Below are 16,698 nucleotides of genomic sequence, written 5' to 3' on the forward strand. Positions count from 1 at the left end.
TGGCATGTCCGGCCTATGGTGAGCGACGACACAGCCTCGCCGCCCCTGGGCCGGAGCGGCGAATCGCGTGGCCAGCGAAGTACCCCGGGCGCGCGAGCGGACCACAATGAGCGCAGGGGGTATGGACATAGTCGAGTTACGGACGCCAACCGCGATCCTGCGGCACGGCGGCGGACGGCTGGTGGTGCTGCGACCGGGTACCGAGGGCGAGCGGGTCCTCGACGTCCCGATCGCCGAGCTGCTCAAGGCGCGGTTGAACCGACGCGCCGACGATGCCGTCGTCATCGAGATCTACCTGCGCGACCCGGCGCCGCTGCTGGTCGGCGTGCCCGCCGACCGCACCCCGCTGCCGGTGCTGATCGCCGAGCACGACGTCCCGGCCGCCACCGAGATCGTCGCCAGGCTGAACACCCAGATCCTGGCCGCGCGCCGGGTCGAGATCGAGCAGCCGGACCTGGAGCCGCCCGCGCCGACCTGGGGCCGCACCGGGCCCGCCCGCGCCGACGTCGACGCCGCCACCCAGCGGATGACGCCGCGCCGCGGCGCCGGGCAGGCGATCGCGGCGCTGCAGCGCTACGTGACGCCGGAGGAGTACCTGCTGGAGACCGCGGTCGTCAACGCGCGGGTGCCCGAGGTCGGCCACGGGCTGATCGCGGCGACCACGACCAGGCTGCTCTTCATCGCGCTCGACCTGCGGGTCGCGCACGAGCTGCCGATCCCCGCGGTGCTCTGGGCGCGCACCGGCGCCGACGAGGAGAGCGAGGCGCGCACCCTGCTCTCGGTGCACGACGGCTTCCTGACGCTGAAGTTCGCCGCGGGCGAGCGGGCCGACCTGGAGCGGATGGCGCGCGCGGTGAACTTCGCGGTGCGGCTGGAGTCGGCGCACGGCGCCATCGCGCCGCCGGACCCCGGGGTCTCCACGCTCTACGCGGAGTGGGAGCTGCTGGTCGAGCGGCACTCGCTCGGCATGGTGGACGAGAGCCAGTTCCAGCGGTTCGGCCGCGGCATCCTGCGCTCGCTGCCCGACCGCTGCTGAGCCGCTACGCGGACAGGTCCTGCGCCTCCTCGCGGGGGTGCAGGGCCACCCGGCGCCACGGGCTGGTCGGGCGGTTCCAGAGCCGGAGCAGCTCCATCCTGCGGTCGACGCCGCCGTCCTTGAGCACGGCGAGGTCCTCGCAGGCCTGCCAGTAGGTCCAGCCCGCCAGGTAGGCGTCGCCGAACTGGCGCCAGTTCCGGTACTTGCGCTGGGCCAGCGGCAGCGCGCGGGCCATGTAGCTCCAGGCGACGTCGGCCTCCAGGTACCCCGCGGTGTAGGCCATCCTGGCCACCGCCGTCACCCGGGCCAGGTCCCAGGCGTGGATGCAGGTGGCGACCGGCCGGGCCAGGTGCGAGGTGAAGCCGATCTTGATCGCCTGGCACCAGATGTCGTAGTCGCGGACCAGCGCCTCCGGGTTCTCCATGCCGCGGAAGGCGGCCACCTGCCGGAGGAAGGCGCGGTGCCGGTCGGCGCGCTCGCCGAAGCGGTCCCGCTCGCCCGCGGTGAGCGCCGCGGTGACCAGCGGGTGCACCAGCGCGTAGAGCGGGGCGTGCATCCCCTTGAGCAGCTGCTCCATCGACGCCTGCGCCTCGGTGCCGTCGGTGATGCCCCACGCGCCGGTCAGGGTGTCGATGGCGAGCTCGCGGCGGTCGCCGAGCGGGTGCTCGCGCTCCGGGCCGAGCAGCAGCGAATCGTGGAAGGCGTCCCAGCGCGCGGAGTAGAAGGCACCGAGCGCCAGCGCGCGCAACCGGTTGTCGTCCAGGTGCGCCCCGGACCAGTGGTCCTCCTCGCGATTGTCCAGCTCCTCGTACGGAAAGGGTGTCAACGTCGCTTTACCGCGGGCAGGCATACTCCGAGTCTATGACCTCCCCTACAGGTCGCTGGTTCAGTTGCGCTTCTTGGCCTGACCCCGGGCGTGCCAGGGGGCTATCGTGCATCCATGTGTAGAAACATCACCGTCCTGCGTGGCCTGGAACCCGCCGCCACCGAGCAGGAGATCTATGCTGCCGCACTGCAGTACGTGCGCAAGGTCGGTGGTGTCTCCGGCCTGAGCAGCACCACCAAGCCCGCGGTCGACCGGGCGGTCGCGGCGATCGCCGCGGCGACCACCCAGCTGCTCGCCGAGCTGCCCGACCGCAGGGTGCCGCCGAGCACCGACCCGCCGCTGCGCCGGATCGCCGCGCGCGAGGCCGCGGAGAACGGCGCCGAGTAGCCCTCAGTCCAGCGCGCCGTGGCCGTAGGCGGCGACGCAGGTGAGCGCCACCTCCAGCGCCAGCCCGCGCTCCTCGACGGGGTGCCCGAGCAGCTCCTCGACCCGCTGGATCCGGTAGCGCACGGTGTTCTTGTGCACCCCGAGCTCGCGCGCCGCCGCCTCCGGGCTGCGCTGGTGCCGCAGGTAGGCGTGCAGCGTCTCGCGCAGCCGGGTGGTCGCGGCGTCCCGGCCGGCCAGCGCCCGCAGCTCGCGCCGGACCAGCCCGCGCATGGCGGCGCGGTCCACCCCCGCCAGGTAGGCGATCTCCACCGCCCGGTACCCCGTGACCGGAGCCCCCGAGCGCTCGGCCACCTGCCTGGCCGAGACCGCCTCCCGATGCCCGCGCCGGAACCCCGCGGTGGCCGGGGCGGGCACCCCGAACGCCACCCGCACCGGCGGCTCGATCTCCCCGGCGGCCGCCAGCAGCGGCTCCTCCGGCCCGGCGAGCCGGGCGGCCTGCGCGTCGTCCAGCCCGGCCCACGCCCACATCCCGCTCGCTCCCGAGGCCACGGTGAGCAGCCGGTTGGTGCCGAGCGCGGTGGCGATCCCGGTGGCGACCCGGTCCAGCCCGCCGATCACGTCGCCCGCGCCGCCGAACGGCTCGTCGCTCCACAGCACGAAGGCGAGGTGCTGCTGGTTGAGCCGGTAGCCGAGCCGCACCGCGGCCTGCTCCGGGTCGACGTCGTCGCCCGCGAGCAGCGCGCGCACCGTCTCCGCCCTGCGGTTCAGCGCCGCGCGCAGCACCTGCTCGCGCTCGGCCAGGTAGGTCTCGGTGAGCAGCTCGACCGAGGTGTTCACCCAGCGGGTGGCGCGCTCGAAGGTGCGGACCAGCACGGTGCGCTCGATCTCCGGCGGGGTCCGCCGCTGCTCGAAGGACTCGCGCAGGTAGTCAAGCACCGCCTCCAGCCCGACGTGGTACGTCCGGAGCAGCAGCCGCAGGTCGTAGCCGCGCTGCGCGATGGTGCGGGCCAGCGCGTGCACCTCCTCCGGCAGCGGGACATCGAAGCTGTCGCTGGTCAGCCCGCCGAGCATGAGCCTGGCGTGCGCGCGGGTGCTCGCCGTGAGGTCGCGCCGGATGTCGTGGTCGCGCAGCTCGGGCACCCGGTCGACGATCACCGCGTCCAGCCGCTCGACCACCTGGTCCAGGGTCTGCGTGCGCATGGTCTCGAAGGCGTACTCGGCCAGCCAGTCCCGGACGACCTCGTCGCGTGTGCCGGAAGACATCGGCCACTCCCTCTTTTGTACCGCTGACACAAACCGGCCGCACTCCGTTGACGGATCGGGCCAAGAATGTCGACAACGATTGTGCCATCCTCATAGCTCAGTGAGCTGATTCACAGCGGTATCCGCCAGACACGACGAAGTGGGAGCACAGCCGTGACCAATACCGAGGCCGAGACACCGGCGATCGAGGTTCGCAATCCGGGCACCGGCGATGTGGTCGGCACCGTGCCCGACCAATCCGCCGACGAGGTGGCCGCGGTCGTCAGGGAGCTGCGGCTGTTCCAGCCCGAGTGGGAGGCCATCGGCGCCGACGGGCGCAAGGAATGGCTGATGAAGCTGCAGGACTGGATCATCGACAACACCGAGCACCTGGCCGACGTGCTGCAGTCGGAGACCAGCAAGCCGCGCGCCGACTCGCTCATCGACCCGGCCTTCGCCATCGACCTGATCGGCTTCTACGCGCGCCGGGCGGGCAAGTTCCTGGCCGACGACCACCCGTCCCCGCACAGCCCGCTGGCCAGGGTCAAGCGGCTGACCACGGTGTACTCGCCGTACCCGGTGGTCGGCGTGATCACGCCGTGGAACTTCCCGCTGGCCATGCCCGCGCTGGACGTCATCCCGGCGCTGGCCGCGGGCGCCGCCGTCGTGCTCAAGCCCTCCGAGGTCACCCCGCTCTCCGCGCTGGAGCTGGCCCGCGGCTGGGCCGAGATCGGCGCTCCCCCGGTCTTCGCGGTGGTCACCGGGGGCGGCGCCACCGGCGCCGCGGTGGTGGAGAACGCCGACTACATCCAGTTCACCGGCTCCACCGCGACCGGCAAGAAGATCGCCGCGGCCTGCGTCGAGCGGCTGGTGCCCTACAGCCTGGAGCTGGGCGGCAAGGACCCGGCGATCGTGCTGGCCGACGCCGACCTGGACCGGGCCGCGCACGGCGTCGCCTTCGGCGGCATGTTCAACTCCGGGCAGGTCTGCATCTCGGTCGAGCGGGTCTACGTCGAGGCGCCGGTGTACGACGAGTTCGTCGCCAAGCTCACCGACGCGGTCGCGAACCTGCGGCAGGGGCTGGACGGCCGGGAATCGAAGCACGACGTCGGCGGGCTGGCCAACGAGAACCAGGTGTCGATCGTGCAGCGGCACATCGAGGAGGCGGTCGCGGCCGGGGCCCGGGTCGCCATCGGCGGGCAGCGCACCGGCCAGGGCACGCTCTTCCAACCGACGGTGCTGCTCGACGTCGACCACTCCATGTCCTGCATCCGCGAGGAGACCTTCGGCCCGACCCTCCCGGTGGTCAAGGTGGCCGACGAGGCCGAGGCGGTCCGGCTGGCGAACGACTCCCAGTACGGCCTCTCCGCCTCGGTCTGGACCGGCGACAAGGCGCGCGGCGAGCGGGTCGCCCGGCAGCTGAACGCGGGCGCGGTGAACATCAACGACGTCTTCGCCAACCTCTTCAACTTCGCGCTGCCGATGGGCGGCTGGAAGCAGTCCGGGATCGGCGCCCGCTGGGGCGGCGCGGCGGGCGTGCGCAAGTACTGCAGGCAGAAGGCGATCACCACCCCGCTGCTGCCGACCACCCAGAAGGAACTGACCTGGTTCCCGTACCAGATGCCGAAGCTGATGGTCGCGCTCGGCGCCATGCGCGCGGCCGGGGCGCGCGGCAAGCGTCGGTTCGACCTTGCCACCGTCCGCAAGATCCAAGGAGGAGACAAGTGAGCACTGCCGTCCGCGGCAAGGTCGTCGTGATCACCGGCGGGGCGCGCGGCATCGGCCTCGCCACCGCCCGCACGCTGCGCGAGCAGGGTGCCAAGATCGCGATCGGCGATATCGACGAGACCACCGTCAAGCAGTCGGGCACCGACCACGACTTCGAGGTGTACGGCAAGCTCGACGTCACCGACGAGGAGTCGTTCACCCGGTTCCTGGACGAGGTGGAGCGCGAGCTCGGCCCGATCGACGTGCTGATCAACAACGCCGGGATCATGCCGACCGGGCGGCTGGTGGACGAGCCGGACGCGCTCACCCGGCGCATCCTGGACATCAATGTCTACGGCGTGATCCTCGGCTCCAAGCTGGCGGCGGCCAGGATGCTGCCGCGCGGCAGCGGCCACGTCATCAATATCGCCTCGCTGGCCGGTGAGTCGCACATCCCCGGGCTCGCCACCTACAACGCCAGCAAGCACGCGGTGCTCGGCTTCACCGACACGCTGCGCGAGGAGTACCGCGGCACCGGGCTGCACTTCTCCTCGGTGCTGCCGACGCTGACCAAGACCGAGCTCGGCTCCGGGGTCAGCACGCCGAAGGTGATGCCGCCCGCGGAGCCGGAGGAGATCGCCGCGGCCATCGCCGCGCTGATCGTCAAGCCGAAGTCCAAGGTGCGGGTGACGAAGGTGGCGGGAGCGATCTCCCGGATCGTCAACTTCCTGCCGGAGGCGGCGGGCGACGCCATCGCCCGCTCGCTCGGCGCCTCGCACACCTTCCTGGAGGACGTGGACAGCGAGCAGCGCAAGGCCTACGAGGACCGGGCCCGCACCGTCTGACCGGCTTGACACGGACCACGCAGCCCTCTGTGATATATATCACAGAGGGCTGCGCCACTTCCGCCGAGGCATCACATCATCGGACGTCACTGCCCGATCGCCGGATTCGCGCGCCGATCGCGGCCTTGCAACCGCAACCACGCCGACCCCGCCATCGCACCTGGTCAGTCCGGTGCGGTCCGCAGCCGAGTTGGACGGACGTCCGAATGCCCGGCATTCGCTCGACTCGGCATGCGGGAGACCGATTCGCCCCATATGCTGTTGCTAACAAACCTGACGACTGTTTTTCTCAGCCAGTTCGGACTTCACGGCTCGATTAGGCTGGAAATCGGACACGGATTCTGATAGCAAAGAGCTATGGACCCGCACTTGCGCGATCTGCGGTATTTCGTCGCCGTCGCTGAGGAATTGCATTTCACGAACGCCGCCCAGCGGCTGCACATCGCACAGCCCACCCTGTCGCGGCAGATCCGGCAGCTGGAACGCCAGCTCGACGTGGTGCTCTTCGATCGCAACCAGCGCAGCGTGGCGTTGACCGTCGCGGGCAAGGAGCTGCTCGACGGCGCCCGCAAGATCCTCGAGCTCTGGGAGAACACCAACGCCTCGCTGCAGGAGGCGGGCGAGGTGCTGCGGGTCGGCATCCAGTCGGCGCTCGGCCGCGGGCTGCTCAACGAGCTGGAATCGGCCAGCGGGCACCGGCTCGCGCTGCACGCCGCCTCCTGGACCGACGGCTCCAGCGGGCTCGCGGGCCGCCAGGCCGACCTGGCCCTGGTCTGGCTCCCGCTCCCGGACCCGAACCGGTACCGCTGGCAGGTGCTGCGCAGCGAGCCGCGCTGGGTACTGCTGCCGGAGACGCACCCGCTCGCCGACCGGGACCGGATCGAGTTCGCCGACATCGCCGACGAGATCTTCGTCGCGCTGCCCGCCGAGGCGGGCGCGGTCCGCGACTTCTGGGTCGGCAACGACGCCAGGCACGGCAGGCAGGCCAGGATCGGCGCCGAGGCGACCACCCCGGAGGACCGCCTGGAGGCGGTGAGCCTCGGCCTCGGGATCTGCCTGCTCGCCGAGAACAACGTGCCGATGTACCGCTGGCCCGGGCTCGCCGCGCGGCCGGTGGCCGGGCTGCCCCCGTGCGAGCTCGCGGTGGCCTGGCGGGCCGACGACTCCCGTCCGACCATCCTGGAGTTCGCCGCGCGCGCCACCGACGGCGGTTTCGCGGGGCGCCCGGCGGCGCTCGCGGGTTGATCGCCGGGGTCCGCGGCGGCCGCGCGGGATAGAATCCTCCCGGGCTCGATTCCTCCCCTGTGCCCGCTCGGTGGGCGCGGGTACCCGGGCAGGGGCCGTCGGAGCAGGGCCGTCCCAGCCGTGGCCGCCCCCGGGTGGTACCACCGGAACAGAAGGCCGTCGAGAGCATGAGCGCCGATTCGCATCCCGCGCCCGGACCCGGCCCCGCGGGCACGGGCGGGCCAGGCACGGACACCAGGGTCGCCGCCTTCGCCGCGGCCTGGGACTCCGCGGTGCTCGCGGCCGCGGGCCCGCCGGTGCTGGCCGAGTACCTGCCGGACGCCACCACGCTGCGCCGCGAAGCGCTGGTCGAGCTCATCCGGGTCGACCTGTGGGAGCGCTGGGTCGGGCGCGGCGCGGGCGCGCACACCCGCAAGCAGCTGCGCGACTACTGCGGCGAGTTCGACGAGCTCGACCCGGCCGCGCTGCCCGCCGAGCTGATCTACGAGGAGTTCGTGATCCGCAGGCACAGCGGGGAGCGGCTCGATCCCGGCCAGTGCCTGAGCGAGCACCCGGCGCAGGCGAGCGCGCTGCGCGCACTGCTCAACGTCGACGACCTGGAGCAGAGCACCCGCCGGTCCGAGCCGCCGGAGCCGGACGCGACCCAGGCGGTGAACCAGGAGACGGTGCTGCACCGTGGTACCGCGGTGCCATCAGGAGATCTGACCGGAACCGCCACCGCGCTGCCGAGCGCGCCGTCGACGGGCATCTCCGACGCGGGCAGGCTCGACATCCTGGACCGGATCGAGGTCGGGCGGAGCATCGACGACTTCGACCTGCTCACCGGGCTCGGCAGCGGGGCCTTCGCGCGGGTCTTCCTCGCCCGCCAGCGGTCGCTGCAGCGGCTCGTCGCGGTGAAGATCTCCGCCGACCACGGCACCGAGCCGCAGACCCTGGCCCAGCTCGACCACGACTACATCGTCCGGGTCTTCGACCAGCGGCTGCTCGACGCCAGGTCCGGCGACCCGCTCGCCCGCAGGCTGCGCCTGCTCTACATGCAGTTCCTGCCCGGCGGCACGCTTCTCGGCGTGCTGCGCTGGGTGCGCGCCACCCCGGAGGGCGAGCGCACCGGCAAGCTGCTGCTGGACGCGGTCGACGCGGCCATGGAGGAGAAGGGGGAGATCCGGCCGACCGACTCCAGCGTCCGGGCCGAGATCGCCGCGCTGAGCTGGCCGGAGACCGTGGCCTGGCTGGGCAGGCGGCTGGCCGAGGCGCTGGACCACGCCGCCGAGCACGGGGTGCTGCACCGCGACGTCAAGCCCGCCAATGTGCTGCTCACGGCCGAGGCGGTGCCGAAGCTGGCCGACTTCAACATCAGCTTCAGCCGCAATCTCGAGGGAACGAGCCCGGTCGCCTACTTCGGCGGCTCGCTGGCCTACATGTCGCCGGAGCAGCTGGAGGCCTGCCACCCCGGCATGGACCGCACCGCCGCCGACCTGGACACCCGCAGCGACATCTACTCGCTCGGCGTGGTGCTGTGGGAGCTGCTCACCGGCGCGAAACCGTTCGACGACAGCACCGCGGAGGCGAACGGCCACGGCGACGACACCACCTTCGAGGCGATGCTGGAGCGCCGCACCAGGGGCCTGGAGCCGAACGCGCTGAGCCGGGTGCCACCGGGCACCCCGACCGCGCTGCTCCGCATCCTGCGCACCTGCCTCGAGCCGGACCGGGACCGGCGCTGGTCGAGCGGGGCGGGCCTGGCCAAGCAGTTCGAGCTCTGCCTCGACCCGAGGGCCAGGGAACTGGTCGACCCGGCGCCGGGCAGCTGGCGGGTCAAGCTGCGGGCGTGGCTGGTCCCGATTCTCACGATCGCGGTCGGCGTGCCGAACATGCTCGCCTCGCTGTACAACATCCACCACAACCAGCACCTGATCGTGGCGCGGCTGACCGAGGAGTCGCAGCGCACCTTCTCCGCCGCCACCGGGACGCTGAACGGGATCTTCTTCCCGCTCGGGTTCCTGCTGCTGATCTACCTGTCGCGGACCATGGTCACGGTGCCGCCCGGGCTCCGCCACGGCCGCAGGTACGACGTGGCGACGCTGCGCAGAGCCAGGGACCAGACGCTCGCCTTCGGCGACCGCGCGGTGGTGATCCCGTTCGCCATGTGGGTGATCGCGGGCATCACCTTCCCGTTCACGCTCTGGCTGGCCACCGGCGACATCGACGGCGGGGCGGTGGTGCACTTCATGGCGTCCCTGGTGGTGTGCGGCGCCATCGCCGTCTCGTACCCGTTCTTCCTCGCCAACTTCTACCTGGTGCGCTGCATCTACCCGATCTTCCTCCGGCACGGCGCGGTGGACGAGAGCGACGCCGTGCGGCTGCGCGGGCTGGCCAGGCGCAGCACCCGCTACCTCGCGGTGGCGGCCTCGGTGCCGCTGCTCGCGGTGGCCGGGGTGACCTTCCTGCCGCCCGCGGACATTCCGTCGGTGATCGTGGCGGTGCGGGTGCTCTGCGTCGGCGGCATCGCCGCGTTCATCGCCTCCTACGTGCTCTTCCGCGCTCTGGAGGCGGATCTGGCGGCGCTGGAGCGGGTTGTCGCGCCCACCGAGCCGGATTGACGGCTCCGCCGTACTAGCTGCCGCCGTACACCTTCGGGTCGAGGGTGCCGATGTAGGGCAGGTCGCGGTAGCGCTCGGCGTAGTCGAGGCCGTAGCCGACGACGAAGTCGTTCGGGATGTCGAAGCCGACCATGGCCACCTCGACCTGGGTGCGCAGCGCGTCCGGCTTGCGCAGCAGCGTGACCACCTCGAGCGCGGCGGGGTTGCGGGTGGAGAGGTTGCGCTTGAGCCAGGAGAGCGTGAGGCCGGAGTCGATGATGTCCTCGACGATCAGCACGTTCCGGCCCGCGATGTCCTTGTCCAGGTCCTTGAGGATGCGGACGACGCCGGAGGACGAGGTGGAGGAGCCGTAGGAGGAGACGGCCATGAACTCCATCTGGGTGGGGATCGGCAGCGCCTTCGCCAGGTCGGTCATGAAGAAGATCGCGCCCTTCAGCACGCCCACCAGCAGCAGATCGCCCTCGGGGGCGCCCGCGGGGAACCGCTCGGCGATCCGCTCCGCCAGTTCCTTCGTCTTCGTGGCGATTTGCTCTTCGGTGATGAGCACCGAGGCGATGTCGTCCCCGTACACGTCCGTTGGTGTCCTTCCGTGGTCGATCACGCACCGTCCGCCCGGCCGCGGAGCCGCAGGGTCAGCCTGCCATGCCGCCTTTCGACCACCAACCGGCGGGCCGGGGTACCGCCGCCGACCGCCACCGCGCCCTGGCCGCGCCAGCGCACGACCAGCGCCTCCACCGCGCGCAGGGTGGTGTCGCCCGGCGCGCGGGCGCCCGCCTCGAGCAGCCAGGACCTGATCGCCCTGCGCCGGAGCGCGGCGGGGGCGGCGGCGAGGGGGTGCACCGCGAGGTCGGGGTGCGGGCCGGTTCCCGCGGTGCGGGCGGTGGCCAGCAACTCGGCGGCGAGGTCGTCCAGGACGGCGGTGTCCTCGCGGAGCTGCGCCGCCGTGCGGGCGAGCGCCGCCGCGACGCCGCCGCCGAGGACGTCCTCCAGGAGCGGGAGCACCTCGTGGCGCAGCCGGACCCTGGTGAACTCCGGGGCGGAGTTGTGCGGGTCGAGGTGCGGTTCGAGGCCGAGGTCGGCGCAGAGCCGGACGGTGTCGGTGCGGCGCACCGCGAGCAGCGGTCTGCCCCACGGCTCGGCGTGCGGGGCCATGCCGCGCACCGAGCGCGGGCCGGAGCCGCGGGCCAGGCCGAGCAGGACGGTCTCGGCCTGGTCGTCCATGGTGTGGCCGAGCAGGACCTGCCGCCCGGCGCGGGCCCCGTCCAGCGCGGCGTAGCGCGCGGCCCGCGCTGCGGCTTCGAGCCCACCGGGGCCGGTCACCTCGACGGGCAGCACGGTGGCCGACGCGCACCCGAGCTCCGCCGCCGCCTCGGCCGCGGCCTGCGCGATCCGCGCCGATCCCGGCTGCAACCGGTGATCGACCACCAGCGCATGCACCGCCCCCGCCTCGGCGACGGCCGCGGCCGTCAGCGCCAGCGAATCCGCGCCACCCGAGAGGGCGACGGCCAGTTCGGCGTCCGGCGCCGCGTACGCGGCCAGCCACGCGCGCACCGCACGCCGCACGACCAGGGCGGCCTCGGTCTCCGGCAAGAGGGGGGTAGCGGCACGTGGCACGCCGGCAGCCCAGGTCCCCGGAAGAGGCAGGCGCCCGGGCGCAACACGGCCCCGGACGGGCGCATCACCACTGTCCAGGCCGGATCGCACGACACCACGCGCGCCGGGACCGCTCGGGTCGCCCCCCAGACCGCTCGGCGCACCACCGGCATCGCGCGGGTCGCCACCGAGTTCACTCGGCGCACCGCCGCCGACCGGGTCGGCCGGGGTCCGGGCCGGAGGCCCGGAGGAACCCCCCCTACCCGAGCACACGGGCGATCCAGCGCCCCGGCTCATCGATCTCGTCGGGCAGCGGCAGCGTGCTCTCGTCGGTCCAGACGGCGTTGAAGCGGGCGGTGCCGACGGTCGCGACCACCTCGTCGACGAACTTCTTCCCGCGCACGTACTGCGCCAGCTTGGCGTCCACGCCGAGCAGCGCGCGCAGCACCCGCTGCACCGGGTTCACCGCGCGCTTGCGGCGCTTGTCGAAGGCGGCGCGGATCTGCTCCACGCTCGGCACGACGGCGGGGCCGACCGCGTCCATGACGTGGTCCGCGTGCCCCTCGAGCAGGGTGCCGAGGACGAGCAGCCGGTCCAGCGCCGCCCGCTGCTCCGGCGCCTGCGCGGCGCGCAGCAGCCCGATCACGCCCTGGTTGTTCGGATCGTCCGCGCCCGCGCCGCCGCGCCTGCGCCGCACCTCGGCGAGCAGCCTGCCGATCAGCTCGCTCGGCGGCTCGTCGGCGGCCGCGCCGAGCAGCTCGACATTGCTCCGCATGTACCCGGCCAGCCAGGGCGCCGAGGAGAACTGCACCCGGTGCGTCACCTCGTGCAGGCAGACCCAGAGCCGGAAGTCGCTCGGCGAGACCCGCAGCGCGCGCTCCACCGCCATGATGTTCGGCGCGACCAGCAGCAGCGTGCCGTCCTCCCCGGTGAACGGGTCGTACTGGCCGAGGATCGCGGTGGAGAGCAGCGCGAGCATGGCGCCCGCCTGCACCCCCGCTGGCTTGCCCGCGAACCGGCCCGGGTCGGCGGCGCCGTCGGGCCCGTCAGTGAGCTGGGCCATCGAGGCAGCGGCGGCGGAGATCCACCCCGGCCGGTCCACGATCCTCGCCGCGGGCACTGGCCGGTCATCGAGCAGCATGCTGACCTCGCGCACCGGCCCCTCGGCCCGCCGCGAGGCCTCGGCCAGCTCGCTGACCACCTGCTGGGCCGAGTACCGGGAGGTGCGCGGCCCGGCGGGCACCAGCGCGCCGCCGGTGCGGGCGGCGAGCCGCCAGTCCACCGTCCCGGTCAGCGCGGAGCGCCGCGGCTCCGCCTCGACCAGGCCGACGTCGGCCCCGTTGGATCCTTCGCTCATCTCACCCACCCGTCAGGAGCAGCCACAGTTGCGCAGTGTGCCTGCGATGGCGTCGAGTGCGGGCCTGCTCACCTCCGGTGGCCGGTCGTTCGACATCAGCGCGAACGTCAGCACGCGCCCATCGCGATCGAGCACATACCCGACCAACGCGCTGGCGACCGAGAGAGTTCCGGTCTTGGCCCGGATCCACCCGGCGCCCGCCGGATCGCCGCCGGTGTACCGGCTCGCCAGCGACCCGGTGGCCCCGGCGACCGGCAGCGTGTCGAGCAGCGGCGCCAGCGTCGCGGACCGCGCGCCGCGCTCCGGCCTGGCGCTCGTCCCGGCAGGCTGCACCGCGGCGGCGCCGGTCGGCTCGGCGGCGGCGGTGAGCACGGCGGCGAGCACCCGGGCGGGCACCCGGTCGTCCACCGAGAGCCCGCTGCTGTCGTGCATGCTCACCCCGGTCAGGTCGAACCCCGCCTCGGTGAGCACGGCGCGCACCGCGTCGGCCGCGCCGTCGAAGCTCTGCGGCAGCCCGCGCGCGGCGGCCACCTCCCGGCCGACCGTCTCGGCCAGCACATTGTCCGACCACACCATGAGCTGCCTGAGCCGGTCGCGCAGCGGCGCCGAGCGCACGCTCGCCAGCTCGGCCGCGCCGGGCGCCGCGGTGCCGAGCTCGACCTTGCCGGGGTCGAGGCCGAGCTGGGTGGCGAGTTGACGGCCTGCGTCGAGCGCGGGGGTGGTGCTGCGCGGCGCGTACTCGACCAACGGGTCGAGCCTGCCGCCGTCGATCATCACCGGCTCCAGCGGCGCGATCGAGCCGCCGGGGATGTCGGCCGCCTCCCAGCCCTTGGCCATGGTGGGGCCGGTGTAGCTCGAGGTGTCGACCACGATGGTGTCGATGCCGCGGCCCTGCAGCCCGGCGGCGAGGTCGGCGAGCTTGGCCGCGCCCGGGTAGTAGCCCTTGCCGTCCGGCCGCGCGGTGATGGTCGGGTCGCCCGCGGCCACCAGCACCGCCTCGTTCGGCGCGGCGCCCGCGACCACCTGCGTCGTCACCCGGCTGTCGGCGGGCAGCGCGAGCAGCGCCGCCGCGGTGGTCAGCACCTTGAGCGTGGAGGACGGGATCATCGGGGTGTCCTGGCCGCCGCTCCACAGCACCGCCCCGCTGTCCGCGTCGGTGACCTGGCCGGAGAAGGCGCCGAGGTCCGGGTTGGCGACCACCCCGGCGAGCGCCGCCCGGATGCCGCTCGCGCTGGGGGCGGTGGCGTTCGAGGGCGCGGGGTCGACCTGCGGGTCCACCGCCACCGGCGCGGGCGGCGCCGCGACGGTCAGCCCGCCGTGCTGGAACTCCGGGCTCCACGGCTGCACGATCAGCGCCACCGAGGCCACCATCGAGACCAGAACCGCCAGCGCCAACCCCACCCAGAGCCGGGTGCGGCGGCGGCGCCGCGCGGCCAGATCGCCGGTGTTCCTGCTGTTCCCACCCGTCACGTGTCCGCCGCTCCTCCTCCGGCCGCCCGCGCGGCCGCCTCCCGCACCCGAGTGCTCGACGCCCACACTATCCTCGTTGCGCAATCGTTCCTCAGTACAACCTGGCGCAGTCGGCAGACTCCGCACGACCGATGAAGGAGATGGCGTGGAGTTCGACGTCACCATCGAGATTCCCAAGGGTTCCCGGAACAAGTACGAGGTGGACCACGAGTCCGGCCGGGTGAAGCTGGATCGCTACCTCTACACCTCCATGGCGTACCCGGCCGACTACGGGTTCATCGAGAACACCCTCGGTGAGGACGGCGACCCGCTGGACGCGCTGGTGCTGCTGCCCGAGTCGGTCTTCCCCGGGGTGATCGTGGAGGCGCGGGCGGTCGCCATGTACCGGATGACCGACGAGGCGGGCGGCGACGACAAGATCCTCGCGGTGCCCGCGGGCGACCCGCGCTGGGAGCACATCCAGGACCTGCAGGACGTGCCGGAGTTCGAGCTGGCCGCGATCAAGCACTTCTTCGAGCGCTACAAGGACCTGGAGCCGGGCAAGTTCGTCAAGGGCTCGGAGTGGGTCGGCCGCGCCGAGGCCGAGGCCGAGGTGCAGGCCTCGCTGAAGCGGTTGCAGGACAGCGGCGGGCACTGACCCCGCGACGCGAAGAGCGGGAAGTCCGATGGATTCGGACTTCCCGCTCTTCGTTGCGGTGCCTGGCCGGTGGAGGGGGAGGCCGGCCTGGTCACCAGGTGGAGTAGTACAGATCCCACTCGCCGTCGTAGTTCAGGACGCACTCGTAGTACTTCCAGTCCGGGTGCGCCGGGCCGTACTCGCCGTCGGCGGAGCAGGCGGCGTAGGTGGAGTAGGTGCCGACCCAGATGGTCTCGACCGTGCGGTACTCGGGCGCGGCGGAGGCGGTCGCCGCCGTCGACACCCCGGCGACGGCGGCGGCAGCCAGCAGGCCGGCCATGGCGAAGGACTTGATCCGCATTTCGTTGCTCCTGTCGGTACTTCGTCTTGCTCTGTCGACAGGAACATTACGAGCGGAAAACCCCTGGTACAGCCACCCCTAGGGGTGGTGACACCCACCCCTGGGGCGAGCTTCTACCGACCCTCGAAGCGCGGCGGCCGCTTCTCGAAGACCGCCGTGATCGCCTCGGTCAGGTCGTCCGACGGCAGGAACGCGGCGTTCCACGCGGAGACGTAGCGCAGCCCGGCCGCCACCTCGGCGGTGAGCCGCTCGTTCAGCACGTCCTTGACGCCCTGCACCACCAGCGGCGGGTTGGCGGCGATCTCGCGGGCCAGCGCGTGCGCCGCTGCCAGCACCGCCTCCTGGTCCTCGAAGACCTCGTTGACCAGGCCGATCCGCTCCGCGCGCGCGGCGTCGATGTCCTTGCCGGTGAAGGCGAGCTCACGCAGGTGCCCCTCGGAGATCACCGCGGGCAGCCGCTGCAGCGAGCCGACGTCGGCCACGATCGCCACCTTCGCCTCGCGCAGGCTGAACTTCGCCTCGGCGCTGGCGTAGCGGATGTCGGCGGCGGCGATCAGGTCGAGCCCGCCGCCGATGCACCAGCCGGAGACCGCGGCGATCACCGGCTTGACGCACTCCGCGACCGCGGTGATCGACGCCTGCAGCACCCGGATCTCGTTCAGGAAGGTGGTGCGCGGCGCGGCCAGCGCGCGGTCGGCCATGAGCGGGCCGAACGAGCCGGACATCGCGGCCAGGTCGAGGCCGTAGGAGAAGTGCTTGCCGGAGCCGGTCAGCACGATCGCGCGGACCTCGGGGTCGGCGGAGAGCCCGGCGAAGATCTCCGGGAGTTCGCGCCAGAAATCCGGGCCCATGGCGTTGCCCTTGCCCGGCCCGGTGAGCGTCACCTGGGCGACCTGGTCCTTCGTCTCGACCGTGAAGGCCTGCCAATCAGTCATTTGTACAGCGTATCGAGGCGGTGCCGCGGCTTGTAAAGCTTGTGCAAATTCCGGGCTCCGATGCTGGTCTCGGCGGTGCGGCGGAGCCGATGATGGTCATCTCGCCCCTCGGAGGTCGCCATGCTGATGCATCAGGGAATCGGGCTCGACCGCTTCAACGCCATGCCGAACGCCCGCGCGGTGCACGCGCTCTTCGAGTGCTGCTGCTGCGTCACCTGGGCGGCGCGGATCAGCGCGGGGCGCCCCTACCGCGACCATGACGACCTGCACAATGCCGTCGAGTTGGAGCTGCTCGCGCTCTCCCCCGGCGACCTGGAGCGGACCTTCGACACCGTCGTGCACGAGGCCTGCGGGGACCGCACCGTCGAGACGCTCGCCAAGATCGTCTCCGCGCGGGTCGAGCGGATGCTCGGCCCCGAGGGCGGCTACCCCGAGTACTGAGCGCGAGACCCGCTCTGCCGCATCGAGACTGCGGGGC

Annotated in this window: 16 protein-coding genes; 8 read left to right on the forward strand and 8 right to left on the reverse strand. The window is 72.6% G+C overall.

The window, feature by feature from the left end; genetic code table 11:
- Window positions 1-121 precede the first annotated feature (121 nt).
- Entirely contained in the window at window positions 122-1,036 is a 915-nt protein-coding gene (locus ACFUUZ_RS12900; protein WP_378695566.1) for a hypothetical protein, read from the forward strand.
- A 4-nt stretch (window positions 1,037-1,040) separates the two neighbouring features.
- Here the strand turns inward: ACFUUZ_RS12900 and ACFUUZ_RS12905 are convergent, their stop codons facing one another.
- Entirely contained in the window at window positions 1,041-1,886 is an 846-nt protein-coding gene (locus ACFUUZ_RS12905; RefSeq protein WP_378695568.1) for a DUF1266 domain-containing protein, read from the reverse strand.
- Between the two features lie 90 nt (window positions 1,887-1,976).
- Here ACFUUZ_RS12905 and ACFUUZ_RS12910 point away from each other — a divergent pair, with 90 nt between their 5' ends.
- A complete protein-coding gene (locus ACFUUZ_RS12910) occupies window positions 1,977-2,249 on the forward strand; it encodes a DUF2277 domain-containing protein (protein ID WP_357019965.1) in 273 nt (90 codons plus the stop codon).
- Window positions 2,250-2,252: 3 nt separating this feature from the next.
- Here the strand turns inward: ACFUUZ_RS12910 and ACFUUZ_RS12915 are convergent, their stop codons facing one another.
- Window positions 2,253-3,512, reverse strand: coding sequence for a PucR family transcriptional regulator (locus tag ACFUUZ_RS12915; protein ID WP_378695570.1), 1,260 nt, complete (start codon window positions 3,510-3,512; stop codon window positions 2,253-2,255).
- Between the two features lie 153 nt (window positions 3,513-3,665).
- Between ACFUUZ_RS12915 and ACFUUZ_RS12920 the strand changes: the two genes are divergently transcribed.
- The 4 genes from ACFUUZ_RS12920 (at window position 3,666) to ACFUUZ_RS12935 (ending at window position 9,888) form a co-directional block, all read left to right on the forward strand.
- On the forward strand, window positions 3,666-5,219 hold the full coding sequence (locus ACFUUZ_RS12920; protein ID WP_378695572.1) for an aldehyde dehydrogenase family protein: 1,554 nt from the start codon (window positions 3,666-3,668) through the stop codon (window positions 5,217-5,219).
- Complete coding sequence (locus ACFUUZ_RS12925; RefSeq protein WP_378695574.1) at window positions 5,216-6,043, forward strand: SDR family oxidoreductase; 828 nt, start codon at window positions 5,216-5,218, stop codon at window positions 6,041-6,043. Before ACFUUZ_RS12920 ends, ACFUUZ_RS12925 begins: the two co-directional genes overlap by 4 nt.
- A gap of 357 nt (window positions 6,044-6,400) precedes the next feature.
- Window positions 6,401-7,288, forward strand: a complete 888-nt coding sequence (locus ACFUUZ_RS12930) for a LysR family transcriptional regulator (RefSeq protein ID WP_378695576.1) — start codon at window positions 6,401-6,403, stop codon at window positions 7,286-7,288.
- A gap of 167 nt (window positions 7,289-7,455) precedes the next feature.
- On the forward strand, window positions 7,456-9,888 hold the full coding sequence (locus ACFUUZ_RS12935; RefSeq protein WP_378695578.1) for a serine/threonine-protein kinase: 2,433 nt from the start codon (window positions 7,456-7,458) through the stop codon (window positions 9,886-9,888).
- A 13-nt stretch (window positions 9,889-9,901) separates the two neighbouring features.
- On the opposite strand, the gene hpt is transcribed toward ACFUUZ_RS12935, so the two are convergent.
- The 4 genes from hpt to dacB all read right to left on the reverse strand — a co-directional run bounded on the left by hpt (window position 9,902) and on the right by dacB (window position 14,308).
- Window positions 9,902-10,459: a hypoxanthine phosphoribosyltransferase gene (gene hpt / locus ACFUUZ_RS12940; RefSeq protein ID WP_378695580.1), complete on the reverse strand. Its 558-nt coding sequence runs from the start codon at window positions 10,457-10,459 to the stop codon at window positions 9,902-9,904.
- Window positions 10,460-10,485: 26 nt separating this feature from the next.
- The gene (tilS, locus tag ACFUUZ_RS12945) at window positions 10,486-11,478 is read right to left on the reverse strand and encodes a tRNA lysidine(34) synthetase TilS (RefSeq protein ID WP_378695582.1); all 993 of its coding nucleotides are present in this window, start codon (window positions 11,476-11,478) and stop codon (window positions 10,486-10,488) included.
- A gap of 262 nt (window positions 11,479-11,740) precedes the next feature.
- Window positions 11,741-12,838, reverse strand: coding sequence for a zinc-dependent metalloprotease (locus tag ACFUUZ_RS12950; RefSeq protein WP_378695584.1), 1,098 nt, complete (start codon window positions 12,836-12,838; stop codon window positions 11,741-11,743).
- A 12-nt stretch (window positions 12,839-12,850) separates the two neighbouring features.
- On the reverse strand, window positions 12,851-14,308 hold the full coding sequence (gene dacB / locus ACFUUZ_RS12955; RefSeq protein ID WP_378695586.1) for a D-alanyl-D-alanine carboxypeptidase/D-alanyl-D-alanine-endopeptidase: 1,458 nt from the start codon (window positions 14,306-14,308) through the stop codon (window positions 12,851-12,853).
- 145 nt (window positions 14,309-14,453) lie between these two features.
- Here dacB and ACFUUZ_RS12960 point away from each other — a divergent pair, with 145 nt between their 5' ends.
- Entirely contained in the window at window positions 14,454-14,945 is a 492-nt protein-coding gene (locus tag ACFUUZ_RS12960) for an inorganic diphosphatase (protein WP_378695588.1), read from the forward strand.
- Window positions 14,946-15,036: 91 nt separating this feature from the next.
- On the opposite strand, the gene ACFUUZ_RS12965 is transcribed toward ACFUUZ_RS12960, so the two are convergent.
- Window positions 15,037-15,285, reverse strand: a complete 249-nt coding sequence (locus ACFUUZ_RS12965) for a hypothetical protein (protein ID WP_067648029.1) — start codon at window positions 15,283-15,285, stop codon at window positions 15,037-15,039.
- Between the two features lie 113 nt (window positions 15,286-15,398).
- Complete coding sequence (locus ACFUUZ_RS12970) at window positions 15,399-16,220, reverse strand: crotonase/enoyl-CoA hydratase family protein (RefSeq protein ID WP_378695590.1); 822 nt, start codon at window positions 16,218-16,220, stop codon at window positions 15,399-15,401.
- Window positions 16,221-16,340: 120 nt separating this feature from the next.
- Between ACFUUZ_RS12970 and ACFUUZ_RS12975 the strand changes: the two genes are divergently transcribed.
- Window positions 16,341-16,661: a 2-oxo-4-hydroxy-4-carboxy-5-ureidoimidazoline decarboxylase gene (locus tag ACFUUZ_RS12975; RefSeq protein WP_378695592.1), complete on the forward strand. Its 321-nt coding sequence runs from the start codon at window positions 16,341-16,343 to the stop codon at window positions 16,659-16,661.
- Window positions 16,662-16,698: the final 37 nt, after the last annotated feature.

Origin of the sequence: Nocardia sp. NPDC057353 (assembly GCF_042667085.1) — a bacterium.
GTDB lineage: Bacteria > Actinomycetota > Actinomycetes > Mycobacteriales > Mycobacteriaceae > Nocardia.